We start from the raw sequence: 23,898 nt of genomic DNA, 5'->3' as shown, positions 1-23,898 counted from the left end.
CGCGCCGGCCGGATCCGGTCCGATCCGTGGGACAGGCGCTAGCCGCCGAAGTCGGGCAGGACCAGGGAGCCGTCCTCGGCCAGGGTGAAGCCGGGGTTGTGGGCGACTTCCCAGGCGTGGCCGTCGGGGTCCGTGAAGACGCCCGAGTAGAAGCCGATCGCGTTGAGGGCGGCGGGGCGGGTGACAGTGCCGCCGGCCATGGCGGCTGCGTCGAGGACGGTGTCGACTTCGGCGTCCGTACGCACGTTGTGGGCCAGCGCGATACCGCCGAACCCGGCCCGCGGGGCGTCGGGAAGGCCGCAGTCCGCGGCGAGTTTGCGGCGGTCCCACAGCACCAGGGCGATGCCGCCCGCCTGGTGGAAGACCGTCTCCTCGACCTCGGTGCCGCGCCATCCGAGCGCCGCGTAGAAGGTTTTGGCACGGGCGAGGTCCGCGACACCCAGGGTGACCAGGCTGATCCGCTGTTCCATCGCGCCACCGTAGCGGGCCCGGGCAGGGCCGTGCCCGGAGGCGTACCGCGAGCGGCCCCGCTCCGCGGAGGGTTCCGTGGCGCGGGGCCGCTCGCGGTCGATCCGGATCGGCCGGACCGGCCCGCCGGCAGGACCGGTCCGTCAGCCGGAACCGGCCCGTCGTCGGCAGGACCGACCGGTCAGGAGCCCTGCTCCGTCAGGATGCCCGGGTCCGAGAGGCCGGCCGCGCCGGTCTCTACCTTGCCGGCGAAGCGGCGGCCGAAGTCCGGGAACTCGGACGCGGTGACCGTCACGTCGTACCAGCGCCGCGTGCTCCGCAGCGGAACGCTGTACGTGACGGTGGCGCCCTTGGCGACCGTGAGGCGCTTCGGTCCACCGCCGTAGGCATTGGTGACCGTGAGCGTCGCGGTCGACGCTCCGGCGTTGGTGAGCGTGAGGTCCAGGTTCCCCGTGGTGGCATTGTGGCGGGCCGTGGCCTCGGGGCCGGGGGTGGTGCCGGGGTTGCGGAAGCCGCGGAGGAAGCCGTTGGGGCCGTGGACCGTCAGGTCGGTGACGCCCGCCGAGTAGACGGTGTTCCAGGTGTCCGAGATCGACTTGCCGGCCTCGGTGGTGTACGTCCACGGCGCGTCGGTCCGGTTGGCGGAGGTGATGTAGAACTGTGCGCCCAGGTCCGCGCCGCCGCTGAACGTCAGCCGGAACTTGCCCTCGCCGCTGAGCGCGGCGCCGTCCACGTACGGGGCGTACTTCAGCGGACGGGTGTTGCACAGGCCCTTCTCCTGGCGCGGCATGGTCCCCACGGCCGGCGGGGTGGCCAGGAAGTTCGGGTGGCGCTCGCGGTCCTGCGGCTCCCAGAGACCGGTGTCGGGCAGCTTGACCGCGCCGGTGTCGGTACGGGCGAAGTCGAACGCGGAGGTCAGGTCACCGCAGACGGCACGGCGCCAAGGCGAGATGTTGGGCTCCTGCACGCCGAAGCGCTTCTCCATGAAGCGGATGACCGAGGTGTGGTCGAAGGTCTCGGAGCAGGAGTAGCCACCGGTGCTCCACGGCGAGACGACGAGCATCGGCACGCGGGGGCCCAGGCCGTACGGGCCGGCGACATAGCCGGCCTTGCCGGGGAAGACGTCCAGCGTGGTGGAGACGGTCGACAGGCCCTGGTTGGCATTGGCGGGCGCGTACGGCGGGACGACGTGGTCGAAGAAGCCGTCGTTCTCGTCGTACGTGATGAACAGCGCGGTACGGGCCCACACGTCGGGGTTGGACGTCAGCGCGTCCAGCACCTGCGCGATGTACCAGGCGCCGAAATTGGCGGGCCAGTTGGAGTGCTCGCTGAACGCCTCGGGGGCGGCGATCCAGGAGACCTGGGGCAGGGTGCCGGCGGTGACGTCGGCGCGCAGCTTGTCGAAGTAGCCCTCGCCGGTCCGGGCGTCGGTGCCGGTGCGGGCCTTCTCGTACAGCGGGTTGCCGGGCTGGGCGCCCCGGTAGTTGTTGAAGTAGAGCAGCGAGTTGTCGCCGTAGTTGCCCCGGAAGGCGTCGTTGATCCAGCCCCAGGAACCGGCGGCGTCGAGGCCGTCGCCGACGTCCTGGTAGACCTTCCAGGAGACGCCGGCCGCCTCCAGGCGCTCCGGGTACGTGGTCCAGCCGTAGCCGGCCTCGGCGTTGTTGAGGACCGGGCCGCCGCCCTTGCCGTCGTTGCCGGTGTGGCCCGACCAGAGGTAGTAGCGGTTGGGGTCGGTCGAGCCGATGAACGAGCAGTGGTACGCGTCGCAGATCGTGAACGTGTCGGCGAGCGCGTAGTGGAACGGGATGTCCTCGCGCGTCAGGTGGGCCATGGTGGCCGGCGTCTTGGCGGGCACCCAGTTGTCGTACTTGCCCTTGTTGAAGGCGCTCTGGCCGCCCGCCCAGTCGTGGTTGAGGCCCTGGAGGTACTCCATGCCGAGGTCGTCGGACGGCGGCCGGAACGGCAGCGTCTCCTTGCCGCCGTTGTCGGTCTGGTGCCAGACGGACTTGCCGCTGGGCAGGGTCACCGGACGCGGGTCTCCGAAGCCACGGATGCCGCGGAGGGCACCGAAGTAGTGGTCGAAGGAACGATTCTCCTGCATCAGGACCACGACGTGCTCGACATCGGCGATGGTCCCCGTCGTCCCCTGCGCGGGGATGGCGGCGGCGCGCGCGATGCTCTCGTTGAGCAGGGTCAGGGCGGCGGCGCCGCCGGTGAGCTGGAGGAAACGGCGGCGGTTCAGTTCTGCCATGGCGAGAGTGACCTCTGCTTTTGATCGAGGAGTGCTGGAGCGCACCCAGAACAGCGTGCCGGGACTACCGGAGAGGGAGCCTGACGTGACGGCGGCGGATACGCCAGACGAACGGCAGTCGGATTCCGCAGGAGTTCGGCCATTCTCGGCGGGCGGTACCTCTGGCCTCGCGGGGAGGTGGCGGGCCTCGCGGGGCACGGCCGAGAGGCAGGAGTGCGATCGAGGTCGCAGGCATGGCGTGCACGCCAGGGGACGGACCACCGGCACAGGCTGAAATGCGCACGCGACGGACAGAAGGCCGAGGTGGCCGAGGCGACGGTGGCGGCCGAGGCGACGGTGGCCGAGGTGGCCGAGGTGATGGCCAAGCTGGCCGCGCTCGAGGACCCGAAGACACGCGCGGTGAACGAGAAGCACGGCGACGATCACGGCGTGAACCTCGGCAAGCTGCGCGCCGTCGCGAAGCGGCTGAAGACGCAGCAGGAACTCACATGCCGGCTCCGGGAGACCGATGGCACCGCGGCGAGACTGCCGGCGATCCTGATCTGCCGCCCGAAGGCGTTCGAGCGTCACCGGTTGGACGTCATGCTGCGCGAGGCCCGCACGCCCAAGGTGCACGGCCGGCTCGTGAACTACGTGGTGAAGGAGTACCCGCACGCGGACGAGCTGCGGTCGGCCTGGTTCGCCGACCCCGATCCGGTGGTCGCGAGCGCGGGCTGGGCGCTGACCACCGAACGCGTGGCGAAGAAGCCCGAGGGCCTCGACCCGGCAGGGCTGCTCGATGTCATCGAGACGCGGATGAAGCACGCCCCGGATCGCCTGCAATGGGCGATGAACCACTGCCTGGCACGGATCGGGATCGAGCACGCGGAGTACCGCGCCCGCGCCGTCGCCATCGGCGAGCGGCCGGAGGTGCTCAAGGACTACCCGACTCCCCCCGGTTGCACGTCCCCGTTCGCGCCCGTCCGGATCTCCGAGATGGTGCGGCGACGGCAGGACGAAACGGTGGCCTGATCGGCGGGAGCCGATCCGGCGTCCGCCACTGGGGCGAGACGTCGGCGCGTCGACGACACCTGCCTGCGGACGACGCGCACCCTGCGCTCGATTCACGCCAACGAAGATCTACACTTAGGCCAGCCTTACCTAACAAGCTCGCGGGGTCGGTGCGCTCATCGCTGCCGCCGGACCCGCCGTCACGAAGGAACCGAGACCGCATGAGACCCGAGTCCACCGTCCTCCCCACACCGCGCGCCGACGTCTACACGGAGACCGTCGCAGACTTCGGCACCGTCCGCTTCACTCCCGTCGACCCGGCGAAGGACTCCGCCGTGCTGCACGCGTGGGTCGTCGAGGAGCGCGCCGAATTCTGGGGCATGAACGGCGCCAGCCGGGAGCTGGTGCAGGAGATCTACGAGGACGTGGAGCGCCGGGACACCCATCACGCGTTCATGGTCCGTCTGGACGACGAGCCGGTGGCACTCTTCCAGACCTACCGGCCGGAGGAGGACCGGGTCAGCGAGTGCTACGAGGTACGGGAGGGCGACATCGGCGTCCATCTCATGCTCGCGCCCATCGCCGGCCGGCCCCGCCCAGGCTTCAGCAAGACCCTCACCGGCTCGCTCATCCGCTTCGCGTTCCGCGACCCGGCCATCCGGCGCGCGGTGGGCGAGCCCGACGCACGCAACGAGAAGGCCGTCGCCCTCCTGGGCCGCATCGGCTTCGCCCGGCAGGGCGAGATCACCCTGCCGGAGATCGACCTGCCGGAGATCCACCTCCCCGAGAAGCGGGCGGTACTGGCCTTCCTCGACCGCCCCGAGTGGCTCCCCGCGGCACCGGACGCCCCGCCGCAGCCGTAGTACGCCGCCAGGCCACGCTTCGCCGCTCCGTCCGCCGCCGCCCCCGCCGGCGGACGGGCGGCGCCGCGGTCACGCAGCGCGGGAAAATCCGATCAGGCGTGGACATACGGACAAGTAATCTGATCACGACTTTTGCGAACAAGTTCAGTAAATTGGGGGGCCGTTGTACCGTCACCGCGTCATGATCTCCGCTGCCGTCGCCGCGGCAGCCGTCGGCTTCGTACCCGTCACGGCGCAGGCGGCAGGACCGTCCGCCGATGCCGGGCGGCCCGCGACCGCCACCTCCCCGGCCGCCACGGCCGGTTCCGCGCAGGGCGCCGGCGCCCTGGACGCCTCCGCCCAGGAGGCCGCCAAGGAGGCCGCCGCCAAGGACGTCGCCGCGAAGCTCGCCACGGTCACGGCTCCGGCCGGGACGCCGAGGGCAGCGGCGCGCGCGCAGCAGAGCGAGTACTTCGAGGTGGGCATGGGGACGTCCACCTCCTACGCGCACACCGTCGGACTGGCGACCTCTGTCGCCACCGACCTGGCCAACAGCTTCGTCCGGTACGACGTCGACTGGGGCGACGGCACCAAGGACGACGAGAGCGGCCCCGCCGCCGAACTCGTGTACTTGAGGCACACGTACGCCGAGGTCGGCTCACACAAGATCACGATCACGGCGACCGACCTCCTCGCCAAGGTGACGTCCACCACCACCAAGGAAGTCGTCGTGGACGGCTCCGAGTTCACCCCGCACGCACCCACGCGGCTCCTCGACACCCGCGACGGCACCGGCACCGCCACCTCGGCCGGCCATCCCGTCGCCCCGTACACCACGACCCGGGTGAAGGTCGGCGGCAACGCCGGCATCCCGGCCGGGGTGACCGCCGTGGCCCTGAACCTCACCGCCACCAACACCTCCGCCGCCGGGCACGTCATCGCGTACGCCTCAGGCAAGCAGCGGCCGACCACGTCGAACGTGAACTTCGCCGCGGGCCGGACCGTACCGAACCTGGCGGTCGTGCCGGTCGGCGAGGACGGGTACGTCGAGCTGGCCAACCGCAGTGAGGGCTCGGCGGACCTGATAGCCGACGTGACGGGCTACTTCACCCGCTCCGCCGCCGGCGGATACACCTCCGTCAAGCCGTCCCGGCTCGTCGACACCCGGCAGGGGCTGGGCACGGCCGCCGCCGGCCGGATCGCCGGTCAGACCACCTTCGGCGTGCAGATCGCCGGTCAGGGCGGGCTGCCGGCCAAGGGCGTCACGGCCGTGGCCCTCAACGTCACGGCGACCGGGCCGAAGGACTCCGGACACCTGACGGTGTTCCCGAGCGATCAGCAGGCGCCGTCCACGTCGAGCGTGAACTTCGCCGCCGGGCAGACGGTCGCCAACTCGGTGATCGTGCCGGTCGGACCGGACGGCAGGATCAACGTCCGCAACGGAGCGTGGAGCCCGGCCGACGTGATCGTGGACGTCACCGGCTACTACAGCGCCGACGGCAAGGCCGCGTACCTGCCGATGGAACCCCGGCGCATGTACGACTCGCGGACCTCCGGCTTGCCGCTCGCCGGCCAGGCCTACCACCACGAGTCGGTCTGGACCTCCGGCAGGGCGCTCGAGGCCCTCGTGCTCAACACGACGGTGACCAACCCGCGGGGCAGCGGGCACCTCTCGGTCGCTCCGGACCCGAACACCCTCGCCGACTACATCGACGGCAAGGCCGTCCGGCCGACGCCGCCGGACTCGTCCGTCCTGAACTGGACGAAGGACGCCACCGTCGCGAACCTGGTCCAGGCGAGCACCGGCGGCACGGGCGTCGTCGACTTCTGGAACCGGGGCTGGGAGCAGACGGACCTGATCGTCGACCTGTACGGCATGTACGACAAGAACTGACGCACCCCGACCGCCACGGCCGACCGCCCCTCCGGGGGGCGGCGGCCGTCGGCGTCGTCGCCGACACCCCCGTGGCCGACGACGTCCGAGCGGCCCGGGACGACGCCGCTCCGGGTCAGCGGCGGTCGGATCCGCCTTCCTCCCGACGCCTGCGGCGGTTTCGGCCGAGGGCCCCCGCCAGACCGATCAAACCGCCTGAGATCGCGCCGGCCACGAGGATGCGCAGCAGGTCTTCCATCGAGTACTCCTCCTCCGGGCCAGGTTCACCGTTGCCCGGTCCGCCCTCGGCCGCCGGACGGAGATCGCGTCTCCCCGCGGCCGGGGTGCTGCCCGAGTTCGGGTGCCTGATCAACTACGAACGGGACACTATCGACGCGCGCACGGCCTGGCTTGGACAAATTTGACCTCGCCCCCTCACAGGGCGAGCGCTCCCTCCGCCACGCGGGCGACGGCCATCTGGCCGGGAGTGGTCTCGGCCATGGCGCGGAACTCGCGGTTGAGGTGTGCCTGGTCGTAGAAGCCGCAGGCCTCGGTCACTTCGGTCAGGTTCAGGCCCTCGCGGGTGAGCAGTCGCGCCGCCCGGTGGAAGCGCAGCACGCGGGCGGACATCTTGGGTGTCAGGCCCACCTGTTCGGTGAACCGGCGGATCAAGTGGCCCTGGCTCCAGCCCACTTCGGCCGCGATCCGGCCGACCGGAATCGCCCCGCCGGCGCGGGACAGGAGCTGCCAGGCGTGGCTCACCTCGGGCGCGGGATCGGGGCCGCGCCCGATCCGGGCCGACAGCGCGATGTCCAGGAGGTCGAACCGGGCTCCCCAGTCGGCGGTGTCCGCAAGCTGCTCGGTCAGCGCTCCGGCCCCGGGTCCGAGGACGTCGCCGAGCCCGACCACCCTGTTGGTCAGCTCGCTCATCGGCAGCGCGAAGAGCCGGTAGGCGCCCAGCGGCGTCAACTCGAGCCGGATCGCCTCCTGTCCACCCGGATGGTCACACACCCGGGGTCCGTCCTCCAGACCCGCGACCAGCGAGCCGGTGACCAGGCTGTTCGGGCTCGGGTCGTCTCCCAGTCGGCGCACCTGGGTGAACGGCTCCCCCAGATTGATCACCACGACCGCTCGGCCCGTGGGGACCAACCGCACGCGATAGGGCGTGGCCGCCGCCTCCCAGTAGCCGGCATAGCTGTGCACGAAGGGGCGCAGCTGGGGAGGCCACGGGCGGGTGACCCGCCACCGACCACCCACCCGGGTCATCTCGACTCCCCGACCGGCCGTGCCCGTGCTTGCGCCCACCCGTGCACCCCTCCCGCCTCCCGTGGCGACGAGGAGCTGGCTGTGCCGCCGGCCCAGTGATCTACTGGCATCGGTCCAAGGAAGGAAGATCCATCATGCCCACCAAGACCTCGACGTTACAGATTCCCACCATGGACGGCCAGGCCGACGCCTTCGCCGCCTTTCCCGACGACGGCGAGCGGCACCCTGGGGTGCTGCTGTACATGGACGCCTTCGGCCTGCGCCCCGAGTTGGAGGAGAAGGCCCGCGAACTGGCCGGGCACGGCTACTACGTGCTCGTCCCCAACGTGTACTACCGGCACGGCCCGGCACCGGTGATCGAACTTCCCGAGCACATCACGGCGGAGAACCGGCCCGCGCTCTTCAGCCGGCTGATGCCACTGATCGAGGCGCACACCACCGAACGCGCCCTGCGCGACGCCGACTCCTACGTCCGCTTCCTCACCGCGCAGCCCGAGGTCGGCGCGGGACCGGTCGCCGCGATCGGCTACTGCATGGGGGCCGTCCTGGCGATGCGTACGGCAACGGCCCACCCCGACCAGGTGGCCGCCGTCGCCGGATTCCACCCCGCCCCCTTGGTCACGGACGCGCCCGACAGCGCGCACCGCCTCGTCCCGAAGCTCAGGGCCGAAGTCCACCTCGGCCTCGCCGAGAACGACATGCGGCCCGAGGCGGTCGACGAGCTGAGCCGGGCCCTGGACGCCGCGGGCGTCGGCCACACCATCGAGCTCTACGCCGGCACCGTCCACGGCTTCACGATGTCCGACACCGCCGCCTTCGACGCCTCCGCACTGAAGCGCCACTGGGACCGCCTGCTCCCCCTCCTGGCCCGCACCCTGACCGGCAGCTGAGGCCCCGGCTCGGGGAGCCCCGGAACCGGGCGAACCGCGTGAACCAGGCGAACCGGCCGCACACGCCGCAGGCCCGGTGCTCCGGCCGGGAGCACCGGGCCTGCGGCTCGCATGGCGCGCGCGGGCACCCGGACGTCACGGATCCCGCGTTCCGACGACCTAGACCTGCGGCGGTCCGTCCTGAGGCTTGTCCGTTCCCAGCTGCTCGTTGATCTTCTGCTGGGCCGTGTCGACCTGACTCTGGTACTTGTTGCCGGTCTTCGCGTCCACAGCGTCGCCGGCCTTCTCGACCCCTTGTCGGGCCACGTCCTCATGGCCCTTGATCAGGCCCTTGAGCTTGTCAAGCATCGACATCACGGCCTCCTTGGAAATGCTGGCGCATCCAGCATCCCGAGATCCGCCGGGATCCGCATCCCGAGCGCAGCGTCGACCGCACGGGCTGCGGAGACCGGTCTCGGGCGATCGTGCTCCGGCCCCTTCAGGCGGGGGTGACCCGCAGTCTGCCGTCGGCCAGGACGCCGAGGGTCTCGGCGAAGAGGTCGTACGGCTCCCCCTGCGGCGTCAGGACGTGGGACAGGTACTCGCGGGCGGTCGCGGCGTTCCGCCAGAGGAGCGTTGCCGGGGCGGTGTAGCCGAAGGTGCCGCCCAGGCAGTCGTCGAGGGCGTCCAGGCAGCCGCCGAAGTAGCCGCCCGGCCCGTTCACCGCCTCGCCGAGTGCCAGGTAGAGGCCCGGGACGTCCGTGACGTGCCGGCCGTCGAGCTCGTACGGGTACCCCGGCGGCCGGTCCTCGTGGGCGCGGAGGACGGCCCTGCCCTGGACGTGGTCCAGCCAGGCCCAGCGCTGCCGGGTGTCCAGCGCGCCCCAGGTGCCGGGCGTCTTCGGTGGTCCCGCGAGCCACCGCTCCCAGAGCGGCCGGGCCTGTTCCGGGACGGGCGTGGAGAGTTTCCCCTCCAGTTCCAGGTCGATCAGATCCGCGCCGTGGGCGGACGGGCGCCAGGCGCTGACGGTGGCCCACAGGAGCAGGTCCGCGAAGGGCGCGCCCCGGCCGTCCCGTACCTTCAGGACGGCTTCCCCCAGGTCGAGCGACCGCCGGGTGCCCGGCATCAGTGCGCGTCGCAGTTCGTCGCCCGGGGCGAACCCCCGCAGGACGAGCGGGTGTTCCGCCCGCTCGGGCGGCAGGATCCGGCTGAACTCACGGCAGGCGCCAAGCCACTGGTGCTCGTCGTGCAGCCGGACCGGACCGCGGTACCCCTCGGGCGGACCGAGGTGGTCGTCCAGGCCCGTGAGTACGAGCCCGTCCTTCCCCGCGCGCCGTCCGAGGCTCGCGGCGTCCTCCAGGAGCCAGGGATCGAGCTCCCCGTCGTCCGGCACCCACCACACCCTGCGGCCGATCCAGCCGCGCGGGCCGGCTCCTTCCGGCACCCAGCCGAACAGTTCGTACGTCTCGCGCCGACCTTCGCCGAACAGGCCCTCGGCCTCGGCGCAGGCGCCCCAGTCGTGGCCGTACTCCGTGTCGGTCAGCGTGTACCGCGCTCCCCCGCGACGGGCCTCGTCCTCGTGCACGAGGGAATCATGCCCGGGTCCGGAGAAGACCGCGAAGCCATTTCGCGGCCCGGACCGCCTACGAGGAGGCCCCGCCCGGTCGCACCGGGCGGGGTCTCCTCGTGACGCAGCTCAGCTGTGCCGCAGCTCGGCCCACGTGCGGGCATCCACCACACCGGTGGGCGGAAGGCCGCGCTTGCCCTGGAAGAACTCCGTCGCCGACGCGGCGTCCGGGCCGAAGACGCCCTCGGGCTCCTCCTCGGTCAGCTGCAGGCCGGTCCAGAACCGCAGCAGGCACTGGGCCTCCTTCACCGTGTTGCCGGTGCTGTCGGCCTGGACGGTGGGCGGGGGGTTCCTGTGGTCGAAGCCGCAGGACAGTCCCTGGATGTCCGGCCCTTCGGCCGCCGAGGCGGTCCCCGTGGTGAACGCCGTCGCGCCGACCAGGAGAGAGGCGACGATCGCGGCCGCTACCGCCGATTTCCGGATGAGTAACTTCATGCCCCTGACTCTAATGATCACCCCGATGCGCGGGAAAGGGCTTTTCCGCGGGTACGAGAGGCGCGGCGCCCCAAGATCGTCACGGCCGGGCCGCGGACCCGGCCGCTCCGGCAGCCCGTTTCCGCAGCAGCCGCTTGTCCGGCTTGCCCCGGTCGGTCAGCGGCAGGGCCGCCTCCCAGAAGACGGTGGTCGGCCGGTGCGCCGGGGCCAGTGCCCGCGCCACCAGCAGGCACGCCTCGGCGGCCGCCGCGGCCGTGGGCACACGACCCGGCGCGGGCACCAGGAAGGCGCACACCTCCTCGCCGGTGCGATCGTCGGCCCTGCCCACCACCGCTGCCTCGGCCACCGCGGGATGCCGGGTCAGGGCCGCCTCGACCGGACCGCAGTAGATGTTCACCCCGTCCACCATCACCACGTCCTTCACCCGGTCGTCGAGGTAGAGGTACCCGTCGGCGTCGAAGTGGCCGAGGTCCCCGGTCCGTAGCCATCCGTCCCGCATCACCTCGGCCGTCAGGCCGGGCTGATTCCAGTAGCCGGCCATCACCATCGCGGACCGCACCCACACCTCGCCGGTGTCTCCCGGCACCGCCTCCGCCCCGCCCTGATCGCGCACCTGTACGTCCACACCCGGCGCGGGGCGGCCGACGGACCCCAGGAGGTACGGCCGGTCGCTCACCCCCGCGTCGTGATCGGCCGGCGAGAGCCTGCAGATCACGCCGGCTTCGTTCATCCCGTAGCCCTGCCGCCATCTCGGCCGCGCACCCCAGCGCGTCAGCGCCTGCCGAAGCCGCTCCGGGTGGACGGGAGAGTTTCCGTACGACACCCGGGCGAGACCCGGTACGCCGTCGGCCGTCGCCGGATCGTCCAGCAGCCGGTACACCATCGAGGGCGTCAGGTACGTGGACACGGGCCCGAGTCGCCGGCAGGCGTCGGCGAACTCCCCCGCGTCGAAGGGGCCGAGGATCTCCACCCGGCCTCCCTCGCGCAGGTGCTCTAGGCACCGGCCCCCGGAGCGCTGCGCGAGCGAGGTCACCGACAGGTAGACCGACTCGCGCGGTCCGCCGCCGCCGACGCCCTTGCCGCCGTCGGCGCTCTCGTCCGCCTTTCCGCCCGCACCGCCCTTGCCCCGCGTATCCGTCCGGCCCGCCATCGCGGCGAACGTGGAGGCCACCCCCTTGGGCCTGCCGGTCGTACCGCCGGTGTACGTCACGCGCGCCACATCCTCCTCGCGCGCCTGCACGGGCACCGGCCGGCCTTCCCGGGTGCGGGCGAGCCGCACCGACTCCGCGAGCCCGATGCGCGGAACCCCGGTGTCCGGAACCGGGGTGTCGTGCACCACCAGAGCCGGTGCGCAGTCGCGCAGCATGAAGTCCAGGCCGTGGGTGGCCGGGCCGACCACCACCTGGGTCAGCCGCGCGCCCAGGACATGGGCGGCCAACCGCACCAGCAGCGCCTCGGGCGGGTTGCCGTCCGTCACGCAGGCCAGACCGGTCCCGCGGGTCACTCCCAGCTCACCGAGGACGCCGGCCAGCCGGTACGTATCGGCCAGGACCTCGGAGAACCCCATGACGACGGGCCCGGCCCCGATCGCGGGCCGCCCCGCGTTCCGCTCGAACGCACCGATCAGGTCCGTGACATACCGCGCGCCCATCGTTCCACCGCCTCCGCCCTCCGCCCCCGCCCTCCCGGCCAGTCTCCCGCGCACCCGTGGGCCCTGTCTCCGACTCGCCGAACGGCGCAGCCCGGGCGCGGGCGCGGCCGCGGGACACACCGCGACCCGCTCGCCGTACGGGTCACGGGCCGGCTGCTCCGGCCTCGCGGGCCGGCGCCCGAGTGCTCAGGGCCGCGCGGAGGCGTTCGTACGTGGGCGCGAGGCGCCGCAGGAGCGCGGCGGCTTCCGCGTCCTCGCCGGTGACGAGCGGGAACTGCAACTCGCCCACGATCTCGGCCTGTTCCGTCGCGATGGCCGCTGCTTCGCCCAGTCCCAGCACGGCCAGGCAGCCGGCCGCGTCGCTCAGGCGGCGGGCACCGACGCGCACGCCGAACACCGTGAGCAGGGTCCGTATGCCGGGCTCCAGACCGCCCCGGGACAGCCGGGCGGCCAGCTCCTGCGCCGCTGCGGCGCCGCCCACCGAGCCGGGCGGCACCGGCAGGTCGTCGCGACCGGCCAGCCAGCGCACCGCGCCGGGCAGTGACCGCCGCAGCGCCTCGTCCCCGCCCACCTCGCGCTCGCGCACGAAGCCGGTGCGCAGCACGTACGGCGCATCGGTGTACGCGACCGACTCGGCCTCCCAGGCGGCGAGGAACGCCCCGGCGGGCAGGGTGGCGTACGGGTGCCCGTGCGGGTCGTGGAGCCGGACGCGTCCCTCGTCAGCGGAGAGGACCACGACGTAGTGGTCGCCGCCGTCGGGGCTCGGGGTCCCCGGCTGGTAGAGCAGCAGCCCCATGTCCACGGGCCCGACGAGCGCCGGACCCCGCGCGCAGGCCGCCCGCAGCCGGTCCAGCGCCTCGCCGGGCGTTCCCCCGTGGCTGCGCTCGCACCTCCATCCCAGGAGCCCGATCGCGGTGTCGAGCCCGATCTCCGGATCCCAGCCGTAGGGATCGAACAAGGGCAGCGCGCCCGCGATGAACTGCATTCCGAACGGCGAGCCCGTCAGCGTTTCGATGACGGCGGGCGGTGGCGCGTCCGGCCCGAGCACCATCGCGAGGGAGTTGGTGTAGCAGTACGGGCCGGAGCCCATGTAGTGGAGCACGGCGCATCCCCTTCTTCGAACGTGGGGACCACGTCACCGCCTCACACCGTGTGAGGGTCAACCTGGCCGTGGGGCGCCGGCGCGCGCCCGTTCGGGGTGCCGGGTGGGCGAGCCGCCTGGTTTCCGGCCGTCCGGTGGGATCCGCTGGGTGTCCGGGCCGTCACGGGCGCGAAGGGAGCGGGGCTTGGTGGTGCGGTTACTGATGGGCGTGCTCGGTGCCGTTCTGGTGCTGTCGGGCTTCTCCTCCGTCGTGAGCAACCTCGTCGTCCCGCGGCCCAGCCGGTCCCGGTTCACCCGGTTCGTGCACGGCGCCGTCCGCCTGCCCTTCCAGCTCGGCGCCGACGCCCGATCCACACCCGAGGGCAAGGACCGGGCGCTGGCGCCGATGGCGCCGCTGACCCTGGTGGCCGTACTGATCGGATGGCTCCTGCTGTTCCTGCTCGGCTACGGCCTCCTGGAGGCCGCCGTGAGCGGTCTGCCGCTGCGCAAGGCGCTGGTGGAGGCCGGATCCTCGATGCTCACCCTCGGCTTCGCCGGCAGCAGCCGCGAGAGCCTGAACGCCATCGACTTCTGCGCGGCGGCCACCGGACCCGTGACCATCGGCCTCCAGGTCGGATACCTGCCCGCGCTGTACGGGGCGTACCAGAGCCGGGAGGTGGAGGTGACCCTCCTGGAGGCGCGGGCCGGTGTCCCGCCGTGGGGGCCGGAGATCCTGGCCCGCTACGCGCAGGCGGAGCTGCTGGACGGGCTCGACGAGCTGTTCCGCAACTGGGAGCGGTGGAGCGCGGCGGTGAGCGAGAGCCACACCACCTATCCGATCCTCATCCAGTTCCGCTCGCCCAAGCCGAACCGGAACTGGCTCGTGGCCCTGGTGGCGGTGATGGACGCCGCGGCGCTGCGGCTGGCGTTCAATCCCTCCCAGCCGCAGTACGCCGTACGGATGGCCCTGCGCTCGGGCTTCGTGTGCCTGCGCGACCTCGCGGACATCCGCGGCATCGGCTACGACCGCGACCCGCGTCCGGACGACCCGCTGCTGCTCACGTACGAGGACTTCCTCCAGGGCGTGGCCCGGATGTCCGGGCAGGGGTACCGCATGGAGCGCACCCCGGAGCAGGCCTGGCCTCACTTCCGCGGCTGGCGGGTCAACTACGAAGCCATCGCCCACCGCCTGGCCCGGGACATCGACGCCGTCCCCGCTCCCTGGTCCGGCGCCCGCCGTACGAGCACGCCGGTGCGCACTCCGGTCACCCCCACCGACCGCAGGCCGGGGGCGGACGGAGTCTAGTGCGGGGTCCAGTTGAACTTGCCGCCCCCGACCCACCGGACCTCGTCCAGGTCGTCGAGGTCGTGGATCGGGATCCCGGCCTCCGCGGCGACCAGCAGCACGTCCGTCATCGACATCGCCCTGCCGACGAACTCCCCGTCGACCTCCACGATGCGAAAGGGCGGGTTGCCGGGCTGCACGCCCAGTACGGTGATGCGCGCCGGGGAAAGGTGAGGTGTCGATCCTTCGGTCATGCGGAAACGGTTCCACGCCGGGACCCGTGGCGCGCGCGGCGACACGTTCAGAGGGGCCGATCGGCCGCGCGGACCGCCGCCCCGGACGGCGCCCTCGCCGTGCGGGTGCCGCCGGCGACGGCCTGATGGCATGACCTGACGATCTGCCTCGATGGCGATAATCATCAGGTTCCAATTCCGAATAATTGGATTCCGATTCTGAAATCTGTTGAATTTCCGGCAAATCGACCCATTGAGTGGCTTTCCCCGACCGGTCCGGCGCGCTGAAGCCACGCCCCATACCGCCTCGGTATCCCTTGGACGTCACATGAGGCGGGGGAGAGCGGGAGACGATGGTCGGACGCAGGGAGTTCCTCATGGCCGGAGCCGTGGGAGGTGCGGTCACACTTTCGCGGGGTGCACTCGGGACGCCGGCGCACGCGGACGGTCACGGTCACGGGTCCTCGGCCACCGCGGTGCCGAAAACCCCTGCGCTCACGAAATTCGTGGACCCGCTGCCCACTCCGCCGACAGCCGTCGCGGATCCTTCCGTCTATCCGGGCGCCGACTACTACGAGATCACGATGCGCCAGGGCTCCTGGCGCTTCCACCGGGATCTCGGACCGGCGACCGTCTGGGGGTACTGGGCCGCACATCCGCACGATCCCGGCAAGGCCATCGGCATGGGCTGTCTCGGGCCGACCATCAGCGTGAACAAGGACCACCCGACGGTCGTCAAGTACCGCAACAACCTGCCGACGACCCATCTGTTCCAGTTCGTGATCGACGGAATCCGCAACGGGAACCCCCAGCTCACCCCGATCCCTCCGCCCCCGTACAAGCCGCACCTGCCGTTCCCCTCGAATGTGAACGTGTGGAACGTCGTGCACCAGCACGGCGGATTCACGGCGCCGCAGTCCGACGGCATGCCGCTGCACTCGTTCAGCCCGGACGGAATCCACGCCGACGCCTACACCACTCTGGACCCGAAGCGGGTCAAGCCCAACGAGGCGATCTGCGCCTACACCAACCACGAGAATGCGGCCATGCTCTGGTACCACGACCACGGCATGGGGATGACCAGCGTCAACGTGTACGCGGGCCTCGCCGGTCTCTACCTCGTCCGTGACCCGGCCGACGAGCGGTACGGGCTGCCGGAAGGCGAATTCGAGGTCCCCCTCATCCTCCAGGACCGGACCTTCAACGCCGACGGCTCGCTCGCCTACACCATGACCCTGCAGCAGGGCGAGGACACCCCGGTCGTCAACGGGAAGGCGTACCCCTTCCTGGCCGTCGAGCGGCGGCGCTACCGGCTCCGCATCCTCAACGCCTCGAACGAGCGTTTCTGGCGGCTGAAGTTCACCGTCCCCGTGGACGTGCTGCCCCAGCCCACACTCCCGTTCTGGCTGATCGGCACGGACGGCGGCTTCCGTACGCCACTTCGCATGCTGAACTTCCTGATCGGGCCGGCCGAGCGGTACGACTTGATCGTCGACTTCAGCAAGGTTCCCATCGGTACGAACGTCACGCTGACGAACTACAACGCGCCGGTCCACTTCCCGGGGGGGGAAACGGTCCGGAAATCTCGGAAATCATGCGGTTCAAGGTCACCGAGCCTCCTTCCGGAGGCGGGGACAGGACGACCCCGCCCGAGGAACTCCGACTGCCGGCGGTCGAAGCCATCAAGCCGAAACCGCACACCCGTCGGCGGGAATGGGTCCTGTACCAGCACAAGCTGTTCGGCACCATGACCTTCAACGCGGTGCCGTTCATGGAGCCGTCCGAGGACTTCGTCAAGGCGGGCTCGACCGAGATCTGGGAGTACGTCAATCCCAACCACGACGCCCACCCGATGCATGTCCACCTCGTCAACTTCCAGGTGTTGAACCGGCAGCCGATCGACGCGGTCGGCTACCAGGAACAGTACGAGAAGTGGATCGACGGCGGCCGCAAACCGGAGGACAGGCCGGTGCTGGAGAACTACCTCACCGGACCGCCGATCCCGCCGGACCCGGATGAAGCGAACTCCGACAAGGACACGGTCAAGTCCTATCCGGAGACGGTGACCAGGATCATCATCCGGAAATTCACCCCGCCGACGGACACGATCGCCTCGATTCCGGGAAGCGGCACCGAATTCCCCGCGGAGTACGTCCACCACTGCCACATCCTCGAACACGAGGACGACGACCTGATGCGCCCCTGGACGATCGTCCGGGACTGACGGAACGGGCGGCGGCGCCCGGCTCCGGCGCGATCCGCGCCTGCCGGACGCCGGTCAGCTCCACCCCTTGGGGCGGTGCCGCTCCACGAACGCGAGAAACGCCTGGGACCTGGCGGCCATCGCCCGGGCCGCCTGGACCTCACCTGACGCCAACTGCAGGGCTTCGCCGATACGTTCCGCGTTCCAGCCCATGGCGAACAGGTTGTGCACCACGGCGGGCCGCAGGCCCTGGAGCACCTGCGGCCCCTCCCCGGACACCACGGCCCGGGCAAGCTCCGCACCCTGTTCCATCCGCGCCAGCTGCACCCGCATCCGGCGCCGCTCGATCGGTGTGGTGCCGCCCCAGATGCCGTCGCTCTCGTCCGAGCGGACGGCTATCGCCAAGCACTCCTGGCGGACCGGGCAGTCGGCGCACAGCTCCTTGGCCGCCCTGATCTGGAGGTCGCTCAACGGCACGCCGTACGCCGGGAAGAACAGGGCAGGGTCGGCGTTCCGGCAGGCGGGTGCGGACAGTCCGGGCAGGACCGCCGGGGAACTCGCCTCGACCGCGCTCCGACCTCGCTGGACAACCGTACGTATCACAGTGAATCCCCTATCGGTTCGATCGCTTCAGGGAAGCTCCCTACTGAGCAAACGTCGGATGTCAGGCAGGAGTTCAGATCACTTGATTTCCTGCCTGTCGGCTCCTGCTCCGCTACTGAGCGTCGACGGCCGGGGAGGGCCGGGACTCGGCGGCGGCTCCCACCGCGCCGTAGAAGACCGAACGCCCCTGCTTGGTGCGCTCGGCCTTGCTGGTGGCGACCAGTCGGTCGAGCGTGTTGCGTACGGCATCGCGCTCCGCCCGCCGAGGGGATGCCACCGATCCCGAGCGCGCTGGTCAGGGCTTGTCGGCCAGGGGGGCATGGCCGGGCCGGGGGCGGACGCGGGGGACCGGACGCGTGGGCGGAAGTTGACATCCGCGGGGCCCGAGAATTACCTTCACCATTACTTAAGGGTGTCAACCATCTACATCCTTAAGCATCCTCGCCGCCGAGGCAGCACCACCAGACGAAGGGCCCACACATGAACCCCGCCCAGCACGGAGCGGCCGTCGCCGCCGAGGCCGCCGGATTCGTCGCCACGGTCAAGGCGGCGGACCTCTCCACCCCCGTGCCGACCTGCCCCGGCTGGACCCTCGCCGACCTCACCCGGCACGTCGGCAGCGTGCACCGCTGGTTCACCGAGCTGCTGCGGCAGCGTATCCAGCAGCCGCCGACCAGCCGTGACGTGGACCTCCGTCTGCCGGAGGACCGCGAAGGCCTCCCGGACTGGCTGACCGCGAGCGCCGCGGAGGCCGCCGCGGTGTTCGCCACCACCGACCTGGACGCGCCCATGTGGGCCTGGGGAGTCGACCAGCACGCCCGGTTCTGGGTCCGGCGCATGCTCTTCGAGACCCTCGTCCACCGGGCCGATGCGGAACTCGCACTCGGGATCTCCCCGCACATCGACCGCGCACTGGCGGTCGACGGTGTCGACGAGTTCCTCACCAACCTGCCGTTCGCTTCCCCCTTCGCGCCGCTGACCGCCCAGCTGCGCGCCCCTGACCGTTCCATTCGTTTCAGCTGCACGGACGGCGACGGAGACTGGCTGGTCGGCCTGCGCCCGGACGGTTTCGCGCTGGTGGCCGACCACCCCAGGCCCTCTGCGGCGGACGCCGCCGTACGCGGAACCGCCGAGGACCTGCTCCTGCTGCTGTACGGCCGCCGGGACCGCCAGAGCGACGCGTTCCACCTCCTCGGCGACCAGGACCTGCTCACCCACTGGTTCACCCACTCGGCCTTCTAGCCGGCAGGGGCCGGTGAACTCCGCGTGGATGGGGGGCCGTTAGATTGGTCGCGGCCGGTCGGCCACAGGCGGGGCACGACGGCCTCGATCCGACACCTGGAGGCACGGTGGGCACAGCTCTGATCGCGCTCGCCGCCGCGAGCGTCGGTGTGATCGGCACGCTCCTCGCGCCCGTCCTGTCACAGCGCCTGACCGCCCGTGCCCAGGCGGAGCAGTTCGAGCGCCAGCAGCGGACGGACCACGCCCAGCGGCTCCACCAGCAGCGGCTCGCCGATGAGGACCGGCGGCGCGACTGCTACGTGGCGGCCAACGCCGCGTACCGCCGCTACCGGATCGAGCTCATGAACTACCTGTGGCTGGTGCACAAGGGAGAGGTCGCACCGGAAGGGCGGCAGGCGATGGAGGCCGCCCGGCATGCGCACCACGCCGCCTTCGCCGAGGCACAGATGATCGCCTCCACCACGGTGATGTACGAACTGGACGCCATGACCACCGCACTGTCCGAGCTGTACGGCATGACGATGCGGCTGGAGGAGGGCCTGCCGGTGACGGGAGGCTCGTTCCAGGAGATACACGACGAGCTTCAGGAGCTCTGGAACCGCGGGCAGGAGCTCCGCGCCGTGATGCGCGCCGACCTCGGCGTCGACGACGGCCCGCCGGCCCGGCCCGCGACTCGTTCCTGAGTGCGGACCGGGCCACCGGGTGGGGTGGGCCGTCAGATCCCGAAAGGCGCCGCGTAGCGGACGGTGCCGCTCGGCAGCGGGTGGGCCTCGTCCAGTGTGAGGGCCATCATGGCCTCGTCCGGAACCTCGATGCTCAGGCCGATGCCGTGGGTCGAAGCGCGGGTGAAGCCGAACCGCGGGTAGTACGCCGGGTGTCCGAGAACGGTGACGTAGCGCTCGCCCATGTCCTTGGCGGCCCGCAGGGCCGCACGGACGGCGGCGGAGCCAGCGCCGGTCTTCTGATACTCGGGCAGTACGGCGACGGGGGCCAGGCACAGGGCCGGGGTGTCGCCGATGTGGCAGCGGGTGAGCAGGGCGTGACCGACGGGCTTGCCGCCGTCACCGTCGCCCTCACCGCCGGCGGAGACGACGGACAGGCCGTCGACCCAGGAGGAGTCGGTGCGCAGGGCGTCGACGAGGTCGGCTTCGAGCGGAGTCTCGAACGCGGCGAGATTGATGCCGCGGATGGCGGGGACGTCCGCGGGGGTCTCGGCGCGGGTGATCCAGTTGCCGTGGGTGCGCATGAGGGATGGAGATCCGTTTCATGGTCGGTTCGTACGGGGATGTCCTCGCGAGCCCACGCTCTCGGCGAGGCGGGGCCGACTGGGTCAGACCGTCGCCCGGGACGTGAGGGTGGTCCGGGCGCTGCGCTGCGCAGTGGCCTTGTACGCGGTCATCAGCCCCACCTCCCTCTCATCTCACATCTCACATCAACGAATGCACGAACCTGGGGAATCTAGCACAAATCAGTCGAGACAGAACTCGTTGCCCTCGATGTCCTGCATCAAGATGCACGACTCGTTGACGCCGTCGGCACGCAGCAGTTGCACGCGCACCGCACCGAGCGCGACCAGTCGTGCGCACTCGGCTTCGAGCGTGGCGAGGCGCTCCTCACCCACGAGCCCGGTGCCGGCCCGCACGTCGAGATGCACCCGGTTCTTGACGACCTTGCCTTCGGGAACGCGCTGGAAGTACATGCGCGGACCCACACCCGAGGGATCCATGCAGACGAAGGCCGCGCCCTGACGCTCGGGCGGCAGCGAGCCGTTGAACTCGTCCCACGTCGCGAACCCCTCCGGCGGCGGCGGTACGACGTACCCGAGCACCTCGCACCAGAAGCGGGCGACGCGTTCGGGTTCCGCGCAGTCGAAGGTGACTTGGAACTGCTTGATCGATGTCATGGGGCCTCCGTGGCGATCTCGGTCACGGCGGGCGAGCCTGTCACATGATCACCTGGGGCTCAACCGGTTTCCCGCGGTCTGCCGGTGTCAGTGGTTCCGGGTCATGTGGGCGAGGACCTGGGCGGCGCTGTCGGGTGCGAAGGCGCCGGCGATTCCCTCGGCGGCGCCTTCGGCGGCCGCTGCGGAGCGGGGCAGCAGGAGGTCCTCGTACGCGAGGACGGCGTCATCGGTCGTCGCGGCGCCCCCGATGAGGGCGCGGGCGAGGTCGGCGCCGTCGAGCATGGCGAGGTTGGCGCCCATGCCGGAGAACGGGGACATGAGGTGGGCGGCGTCGCCGAGGAGGGTGACGCCGGGGGTGTGCCGCCAGGTGTGCGGGACGGGCAGGGCGTACAGGGGCCGGTTGGTGTAGCCGGCGTCGGAGTCCGTGATGAAGCGGAGCAGGTCGGGGCCCCAGCCGGTGAACTCCTTGAGCAGCGCGTCGCGTACGGCGCCTTCGTCGGCCAGGTCGAGTCCGGCGTTCCGGTACCAGTACTCGTCGGTGCGCATGCCGACGTACACGCGTATGTGGTGGTGGCTGTTGCGCTGGGCGATGAAGCCCCGGTTGTCGTCGAGGGCCATCATGGTGCCGTCGCCGGTGAGCGCGGCGAGTACGGGGTGGCGGGAGTCGGCGTCGTCGAGGCCGGTCTCGACGAAGGTGACACCGGTATAGACGGGCGCCGCGTCGGAGAGGCGCCTGCGGACCTTCGACCAGGCTCCGTCCGCGCCGACGACAAGGTCGGCGTCGGCGGTGGCACCGCCTGCGAAGTACAGCCGGTGGACGCCCGTGGTGAGGGGCTCGACGTGCGCGAGCTTGTGGCTCCAGCGCACGGTGTCGGGCTCGAGCGAGTCCAGCAGGAGGTCGCGCAGCTGGCCTCGGTCGATTTCCGGGCTGCCGTCCTCGGTGTCGGCGCCGGCGTCCGACTCGGGCGGGGCCGCGTCGAGCAGGACGCGCCCGTCACGGCCGGCCAGCCGCATCTGCCGGCCTTCGGGGCGGGCCAACGCCAGGAACCCGTCGAGCAGTCCGGCTTCCCGCAGCGCGTTCCGGCCCGAATCGGGGTGCATGTCGAGGGTGCCGCCCTGGTCGCGGGCGGAGCGGGAGGCGTCCTGGTCGTAGACGGTGGCGGCGACACCGTGTCGCTGCAGGATGCGGGCGCAGGTCAGGCCGCCGGGGCCGGCGCCGATGATCGCGATGCGGGGTGGGGTGGAGGCGTTCATGACCCCAGAAGAGCACACCGGATACAAAAGTGCAACGACTACACTTTTGAAGCCATCACACATGCGTTGCCGCCAGTGCGCGCGGATTCATCCCCTGACCAGGGGTTTCTCTTGATCGAGTCGCCCGTCCGGGCGGGGCGCCGCTAGCATCGGAGCGGTTCGAGCCACGTGGGGGAATCCGTTCCAGACGGGAGTCCGACCAGATGGCCACACCGCGTCGCATCGCTCACATCGCTCACATCCTCGCCGCCGGCGCCCTGTCCGCGGCCCTGCTGACCGGCGGAGGACTTGCCACCGCCACCGCGGCCACGCCGACTCCCTCGGCAGCCGCCGGGGAGATCAGCCTCAAGGCCACGCCGACCGAGGTGAAGGCCGGCGAGAAGGTCACCTTCACCGGCCGCACCAAGGGCCTGCCGATCGGCACGAAGGTGGTCCTGCAGCACAAGAACGGCTCCAAGTGGACCACCCTCCACGCCAACACCCTGATCAAGCAGGGGTCCAGCTTCTCCTTCGACAACACCTTCAAGAACAAGGGCAAGGAAGAGCTGCGCGTGATGGCCGGCGACTGGACGTCGCCCACCACCACCGTCATCATCCGCTGACCGCCGTACCGCCGTACCGCCGTACGAGACCAACAGCCCCCAGGCCGGCGCTTCCACGCGCTCCCCCCAAGTGGCGTAACGGTCGTTGAGCAGCACCGACCATGATCAATAGCCTGCCTTCCGACGCGTGACATCGCGTCTGTCGGAGGGAAGGCGAACGATCCCCAGTGAAGCTCCCGATCTTGAAGCGCACGGCCTGGGCGGCCGCGGCGACCGCGCTGCTCACGATGTTCGGCACCACCCCGGCCGGTGCGGCCGACGACGCATGGCAGAAGGTCGGCGACGACGCCCGGGGCGGTGTCAGCGGCATCGCGTTCGAAGGCCGCACCGCGGACGGAGCCGGCGTGCACGCACTCGTCGTGCACGACAACAAGCGGACCGGACAGACGCGCCTGTCCCGGATCACCCACCGGCAGGGCTCCGACGACATCTCCCCCATCACCTGGGACGGCCCGGAACCCTCCGACCTGGAGGCGATCGAAGCCATCCCGCGGATGCCCGCCGAGTACCTGGCGCTGGCCAGTCGCGGCATCGTCTACCGCCTCAAGGTCGTCGGCAGCACGGCGACGGTCGTCGACTACGCGCCGCTGCCGGCGATCGGAGAGGGCGACGACTTCGAGAGCTTCGCCCTCGTGTCTCAGAACGGGAACCTCGCCGCCCTGTGGGCCGATCGTGGAGCGGGTGCGAACCGTCCCGGCACTCTGTACGCCGCGCCGCTCACGTTCGCCTCCTGGGGACAGCCGCAGTTCGGCAGCGTGACCCGTCGCGCCTACCGGGCCGCGTACCCGAACGACGAGGCCACACGGCACATCTCCGACATCTCGGTGACCGACTCCGGTCGGATCATCGTCAGTTCGGCGGCGGACGCGGGCGACGACGGCCCCTTCGACTCGGCGGTGAGCGAGGCGGGCCGCGTGACCGTGTCACCGGCCGGCCGGGTACGGGTCACGCTCGCGGCGTCCCCGGCGGTGCTCGGGACGTTCCCGCAGTACAAGATCGAGGCGGTGGAGTGCCTGGCCGGATCCACCGACGCCTTCCTCGGCACCGATGACGAGAACGCCGGCGGATTCGTACGGACCGCACCGTTCTGCGGGGCCTGAACCACCGGTTGGTGACCTGAAGCGGGGGGGGGGGGGGCCCGCCCCGCGCGGCCCCCGCCGGGCCGGGGGGGGGGGGCCGCGGCTGCTGCTGGGTGGGTGGGGGGGGGGCGGGCGGGCCGG

The 23,898-nt window shown here is 71.3% G+C and carries 26 protein-coding genes; 11 read left to right on the top strand and 15 right to left on the bottom strand.

Annotated features, from left to right (window positions below; genetic code table 11):
- Nucleotides 1-38: 38 nt before the first annotated feature.
- Both ACFXGI_RS22260 and ACFXGI_RS22255 read right to left on the bottom strand, forming a co-directional pair.
- Complete coding sequence (locus ACFXGI_RS22260) at nt 39-470, bottom strand: VOC family protein (RefSeq protein ID WP_384709316.1); 432 nt, start codon at nt 468-470, stop codon at nt 39-41.
- A 179-nt stretch (nt 471-649) separates the two neighbouring features.
- Nucleotides 650-2,719 carry a phosphocholine-specific phospholipase C gene (locus ACFXGI_RS22255; protein ID WP_384709313.1) on the bottom strand — a complete coding sequence of 690 codons (2,070 nt, stop codon included), beginning with the start codon at nt 2,717-2,719 and terminating at the stop codon, nt 650-652.
- Between the two features lie 357 nt (nt 2,720-3,076).
- Between ACFXGI_RS22255 and ACFXGI_RS22250 the strand changes: the two genes are divergently transcribed.
- The 3 genes from ACFXGI_RS22250 to ACFXGI_RS22240 all read left to right on the top strand — a co-directional run bounded on the left by ACFXGI_RS22250 (nt 3,077) and on the right by ACFXGI_RS22240 (nt 6,445).
- A complete protein-coding gene (locus ACFXGI_RS22250; protein WP_384709459.1) occupies nt 3,077-3,730 on the top strand; it encodes a DNA alkylation repair protein in 654 nt (217 codons plus the stop codon).
- A 200-nt stretch (nt 3,731-3,930) separates the two neighbouring features.
- A complete protein-coding gene (locus tag ACFXGI_RS22245; protein ID WP_384709310.1) occupies nt 3,931-4,572 on the top strand; it encodes a GNAT family N-acetyltransferase in 642 nt (213 codons plus the stop codon).
- A gap of 181 nt (nt 4,573-4,753) precedes the next feature.
- The gene (locus ACFXGI_RS22240) at nt 4,754-6,445 is read left to right on the top strand and encodes a PKD domain-containing protein (RefSeq protein ID WP_384709307.1); all 1,692 of its coding nucleotides are present in this window, start codon (nt 4,754-4,756) and stop codon (nt 6,443-6,445) included.
- Nucleotides 6,446-6,560: 115 nt separating this feature from the next.
- Here the strand turns inward: ACFXGI_RS22240 and ACFXGI_RS22235 are convergent, their stop codons facing one another.
- Nucleotides 6,561-6,683, bottom strand: a complete 123-nt coding sequence (locus ACFXGI_RS22235; protein WP_267501343.1) for a hypothetical protein — start codon at nt 6,681-6,683, stop codon at nt 6,561-6,563.
- A 176-nt stretch (nt 6,684-6,859) separates the two neighbouring features.
- Nucleotides 6,860-7,690, bottom strand: coding sequence for a helix-turn-helix domain-containing protein (locus tag ACFXGI_RS22230; RefSeq protein ID WP_384709304.1), 831 nt, complete (start codon nt 7,688-7,690; stop codon nt 6,860-6,862).
- A gap of 134 nt (nt 7,691-7,824) precedes the next feature.
- Here ACFXGI_RS22230 and ACFXGI_RS22225 point away from each other — a divergent pair, with 134 nt between their 5' ends.
- The gene (locus ACFXGI_RS22225) at nt 7,825-8,580 is read left to right on the top strand and encodes a dienelactone hydrolase family protein (RefSeq protein WP_384709301.1); all 756 of its coding nucleotides are present in this window, start codon (nt 7,825-7,827) and stop codon (nt 8,578-8,580) included.
- A 159-nt stretch (nt 8,581-8,739) separates the two neighbouring features.
- Here ACFXGI_RS22225 and ACFXGI_RS22220 read toward each other — a convergent pair whose 3' ends face one another.
- From ACFXGI_RS22220 to ACFXGI_RS22200, 5 genes are all read right to left on the bottom strand, one after another.
- The gene (locus ACFXGI_RS22220) at nt 8,740-8,934 is read right to left on the bottom strand and encodes an antitoxin (protein WP_384709298.1); all 195 of its coding nucleotides are present in this window, start codon (nt 8,932-8,934) and stop codon (nt 8,740-8,742) included.
- Nucleotides 8,935-9,058: 124 nt separating this feature from the next.
- A complete protein-coding gene (locus tag ACFXGI_RS22215) occupies nt 9,059-10,144 on the bottom strand; it encodes a barstar family protein (protein ID WP_384709295.1) in 1,086 nt (361 codons plus the stop codon).
- A 111-nt stretch (nt 10,145-10,255) separates the two neighbouring features.
- On the bottom strand, nt 10,256-10,621 hold the full coding sequence (locus ACFXGI_RS22210) for a peptidoglycan-binding protein (protein ID WP_384709292.1): 366 nt from the start codon (nt 10,619-10,621) through the stop codon (nt 10,256-10,258).
- A gap of 79 nt (nt 10,622-10,700) precedes the next feature.
- The gene (locus ACFXGI_RS22205; protein ID WP_384709289.1) at nt 10,701-12,272 is read right to left on the bottom strand and encodes a class I adenylate-forming enzyme family protein; all 1,572 of its coding nucleotides are present in this window, start codon (nt 12,270-12,272) and stop codon (nt 10,701-10,703) included.
- Between the two features lie 142 nt (nt 12,273-12,414).
- Complete coding sequence (locus ACFXGI_RS22200) at nt 12,415-13,374, bottom strand: hypothetical protein (RefSeq protein ID WP_384709286.1); 960 nt, start codon at nt 13,372-13,374, stop codon at nt 12,415-12,417.
- A gap of 187 nt (nt 13,375-13,561) precedes the next feature.
- Here ACFXGI_RS22200 and ACFXGI_RS22195 point away from each other — a divergent pair, with 187 nt between their 5' ends.
- Nucleotides 13,562-14,659, top strand: coding sequence for a hypothetical protein (locus ACFXGI_RS22195; RefSeq protein ID WP_384709456.1), 1,098 nt, complete (start codon nt 13,562-13,564; stop codon nt 14,657-14,659).
- On the opposite strand, the gene ACFXGI_RS22190 is transcribed toward ACFXGI_RS22195, so the two are convergent.
- Nucleotides 14,656-14,892, bottom strand: a complete 237-nt coding sequence (locus tag ACFXGI_RS22190) for a hypothetical protein (RefSeq protein WP_030867579.1) — start codon at nt 14,890-14,892, stop codon at nt 14,656-14,658. The two genes, ACFXGI_RS22195 and ACFXGI_RS22190, sit on opposite strands and share 4 nt — an antisense overlap.
- Nucleotides 14,893-15,377: 485 nt before the next feature.
- Between ACFXGI_RS22190 and ACFXGI_RS22185 the strand changes: the two genes are divergently transcribed.
- Complete coding sequence (locus ACFXGI_RS22185) at nt 15,378-16,622, top strand: multicopper oxidase family protein (protein WP_384709284.1); 1,245 nt, start codon at nt 15,378-15,380, stop codon at nt 16,620-16,622.
- Nucleotides 16,619-17,095 carry a multicopper oxidase domain-containing protein gene (locus ACFXGI_RS22180; RefSeq protein WP_384709281.1) on the top strand — a complete coding sequence of 159 codons (477 nt, stop codon included), beginning with the start codon at nt 16,619-16,621 and terminating at the stop codon, nt 17,093-17,095. Before ACFXGI_RS22185 ends, ACFXGI_RS22180 begins: the two co-directional genes overlap by 4 nt.
- A 54-nt stretch (nt 17,096-17,149) precedes the next feature.
- On the opposite strand, the gene ACFXGI_RS22175 is transcribed toward ACFXGI_RS22180, so the two are convergent.
- Complete coding sequence (locus ACFXGI_RS22175; RefSeq protein WP_384709278.1) at nt 17,150-17,677, bottom strand: WhiB family transcriptional regulator; 528 nt, start codon at nt 17,675-17,677, stop codon at nt 17,150-17,152.
- A 112-nt stretch (nt 17,678-17,789) separates the two neighbouring features.
- Nucleotides 17,790-17,954, bottom strand: a complete 165-nt coding sequence (locus ACFXGI_RS22170) for a hypothetical protein (protein WP_384709275.1) — start codon at nt 17,952-17,954, stop codon at nt 17,790-17,792.
- 203 nt (nt 17,955-18,157) lie between these two features.
- On the opposite strand from ACFXGI_RS22170, the gene ACFXGI_RS22165 reads away from it, so the two are divergent.
- Both ACFXGI_RS22165 and ACFXGI_RS22160 read left to right on the top strand, forming a co-directional pair.
- Nucleotides 18,158-18,919, top strand: a complete 762-nt coding sequence (locus ACFXGI_RS22165) for a maleylpyruvate isomerase family mycothiol-dependent enzyme (RefSeq protein ID WP_384709272.1) — start codon at nt 18,158-18,160, stop codon at nt 18,917-18,919.
- 107 nt (nt 18,920-19,026) lie between these two features.
- The gene (locus ACFXGI_RS22160) at nt 19,027-19,602 is read left to right on the top strand and encodes a hypothetical protein (protein ID WP_384709269.1); all 576 of its coding nucleotides are present in this window, start codon (nt 19,027-19,029) and stop codon (nt 19,600-19,602) included.
- A 32-nt stretch (nt 19,603-19,634) separates the two neighbouring features.
- On the opposite strand, the gene ACFXGI_RS22155 is transcribed toward ACFXGI_RS22160, so the two are convergent.
- The 3 genes from ACFXGI_RS22155 to ACFXGI_RS22145 form a co-directional block, all read right to left on the bottom strand.
- Nucleotides 19,635-20,165: a GNAT family N-acetyltransferase gene (locus tag ACFXGI_RS22155; protein WP_384709266.1), complete on the bottom strand. Its 531-nt coding sequence runs from the start codon at nt 20,163-20,165 to the stop codon at nt 19,635-19,637.
- Nucleotides 20,166-20,387: 222 nt separating this feature from the next.
- Nucleotides 20,388-20,822, bottom strand: a complete 435-nt coding sequence (locus ACFXGI_RS22150) for a VOC family protein (RefSeq protein ID WP_384709263.1) — start codon at nt 20,820-20,822, stop codon at nt 20,388-20,390.
- A gap of 87 nt (nt 20,823-20,909) precedes the next feature.
- A complete protein-coding gene (locus ACFXGI_RS22145; protein ID WP_384709260.1) occupies nt 20,910-22,076 on the bottom strand; it encodes an FAD-dependent oxidoreductase in 1,167 nt (388 codons plus the stop codon).
- Nucleotides 22,077-22,279: 203 nt separating this feature from the next.
- On the opposite strand from ACFXGI_RS22145, the gene ACFXGI_RS22140 reads away from it, so the two are divergent.
- A complete protein-coding gene (locus ACFXGI_RS22140) occupies nt 22,280-22,678 on the top strand; it encodes a hypothetical protein (RefSeq protein ID WP_384709257.1) in 399 nt (132 codons plus the stop codon).
- A 182-nt stretch (nt 22,679-22,860) separates the two neighbouring features.
- Entirely contained in the window at nt 22,861-23,778 is a 918-nt protein-coding gene (locus tag ACFXGI_RS22135; RefSeq protein ID WP_384709254.1) for a hypothetical protein, read from the top strand.
- Nucleotides 23,779-23,898: the final 120 nt, after the last annotated feature.

Origin of the sequence: Streptomyces sp. NPDC059355 (assembly GCF_042752335.1) — a bacterium.
In the GTDB taxonomy this organism is placed as follows: Bacteria; Actinomycetota; Actinomycetes; order Streptomycetales; family Streptomycetaceae; genus Streptomyces.
This window is presented reverse-complemented; position numbering and strand designations above follow the sequence as displayed.

Excerpts from the sequence above, each read along its gene's own strand:
- ACFXGI_RS22260 (WP_384709316.1), bottom strand. The coding sequence starts at position 470 with ATGGAACAGCGGATCAGCCTGGTCACCCTGGGTGTCGCGGACCTCGCC.
- ACFXGI_RS22255 (WP_384709313.1), bottom strand. The coding sequence starts at position 2,719 with ATGGCAGAACTGAACCGCCGCCGTTTCCTCCAGCTCACCGGCGGCGCC.
- ACFXGI_RS22250 (WP_384709459.1), top strand. The coding sequence starts at position 3,077 with ATGGCCAAGCTGGCCGCGCTCGAGGACCCGAAGACACGCGCGGTGAAC.
- ACFXGI_RS22245 (WP_384709310.1), top strand. The coding sequence starts at position 3,931 with ATGAGACCCGAGTCCACCGTCCTCCCCACACCGCGCGCCGACGTCTAC.
- ACFXGI_RS22240 (WP_384709307.1), top strand. The coding sequence starts at position 4,754 with ATGATCTCCGCTGCCGTCGCCGCGGCAGCCGTCGGCTTCGTACCCGTC.
- ACFXGI_RS22235 (WP_267501343.1), bottom strand. The coding sequence starts at position 6,683 with ATGGAAGACCTGCTGCGCATCCTCGTGGCCGGCGCGATCTCAGGCGGT.
- ACFXGI_RS22230 (WP_384709304.1), bottom strand. The coding sequence starts at position 7,690 with ATGACCCGGGTGGGTGGTCGGTGGCGGGTCACCCGCCCGTGGCCTCCC.
- ACFXGI_RS22225 (WP_384709301.1), top strand. The coding sequence starts at position 7,825 with ATGCCCACCAAGACCTCGACGTTACAGATTCCCACCATGGACGGCCAG.
- ACFXGI_RS22220 (WP_384709298.1), bottom strand. The coding sequence starts at position 8,934 with ATGTCGATGCTTGACAAGCTCAAGGGCCTGATCAAGGGCCATGAGGAC.
- ACFXGI_RS22210 (WP_384709292.1), bottom strand. The coding sequence starts at position 10,621 with ATGAAGTTACTCATCCGGAAATCGGCGGTAGCGGCCGCGATCGTCGCC.
- ACFXGI_RS22205 (WP_384709289.1), bottom strand. The coding sequence starts at position 12,272 with ATGGGCGCGCGGTATGTCACGGACCTGATCGGTGCGTTCGAGCGGAAC.
- ACFXGI_RS22190 (WP_030867579.1), bottom strand. The coding sequence starts at position 14,892 with ATGACCGAAGGATCGACACCTCACCTTTCCCCGGCGCGCATCACCGTA.
- ACFXGI_RS22180 (WP_384709281.1), top strand. The coding sequence starts at position 16,619 with ATGACCTTCAACGCGGTGCCGTTCATGGAGCCGTCCGAGGACTTCGTC.
- ACFXGI_RS22165 (WP_384709272.1), top strand. The coding sequence starts at position 18,158 with ATGAACCCCGCCCAGCACGGAGCGGCCGTCGCCGCCGAGGCCGCCGGA.
- ACFXGI_RS22155 (WP_384709266.1), bottom strand. The coding sequence starts at position 20,165 with ATGCGCACCCACGGCAACTGGATCACCCGCGCCGAGACCCCCGCGGAC.
- ACFXGI_RS22150 (WP_384709263.1), bottom strand. The coding sequence starts at position 20,822 with ATGACATCGATCAAGCAGTTCCAAGTCACCTTCGACTGCGCGGAACCC.
- ACFXGI_RS22145 (WP_384709260.1), bottom strand. The coding sequence starts at position 22,076 with ATGAACGCCTCCACCCCACCCCGCATCGCGATCATCGGCGCCGGCCCC.
- ACFXGI_RS22140 (WP_384709257.1), top strand. The coding sequence starts at position 22,280 with ATGGCCACACCGCGTCGCATCGCTCACATCGCTCACATCCTCGCCGCC.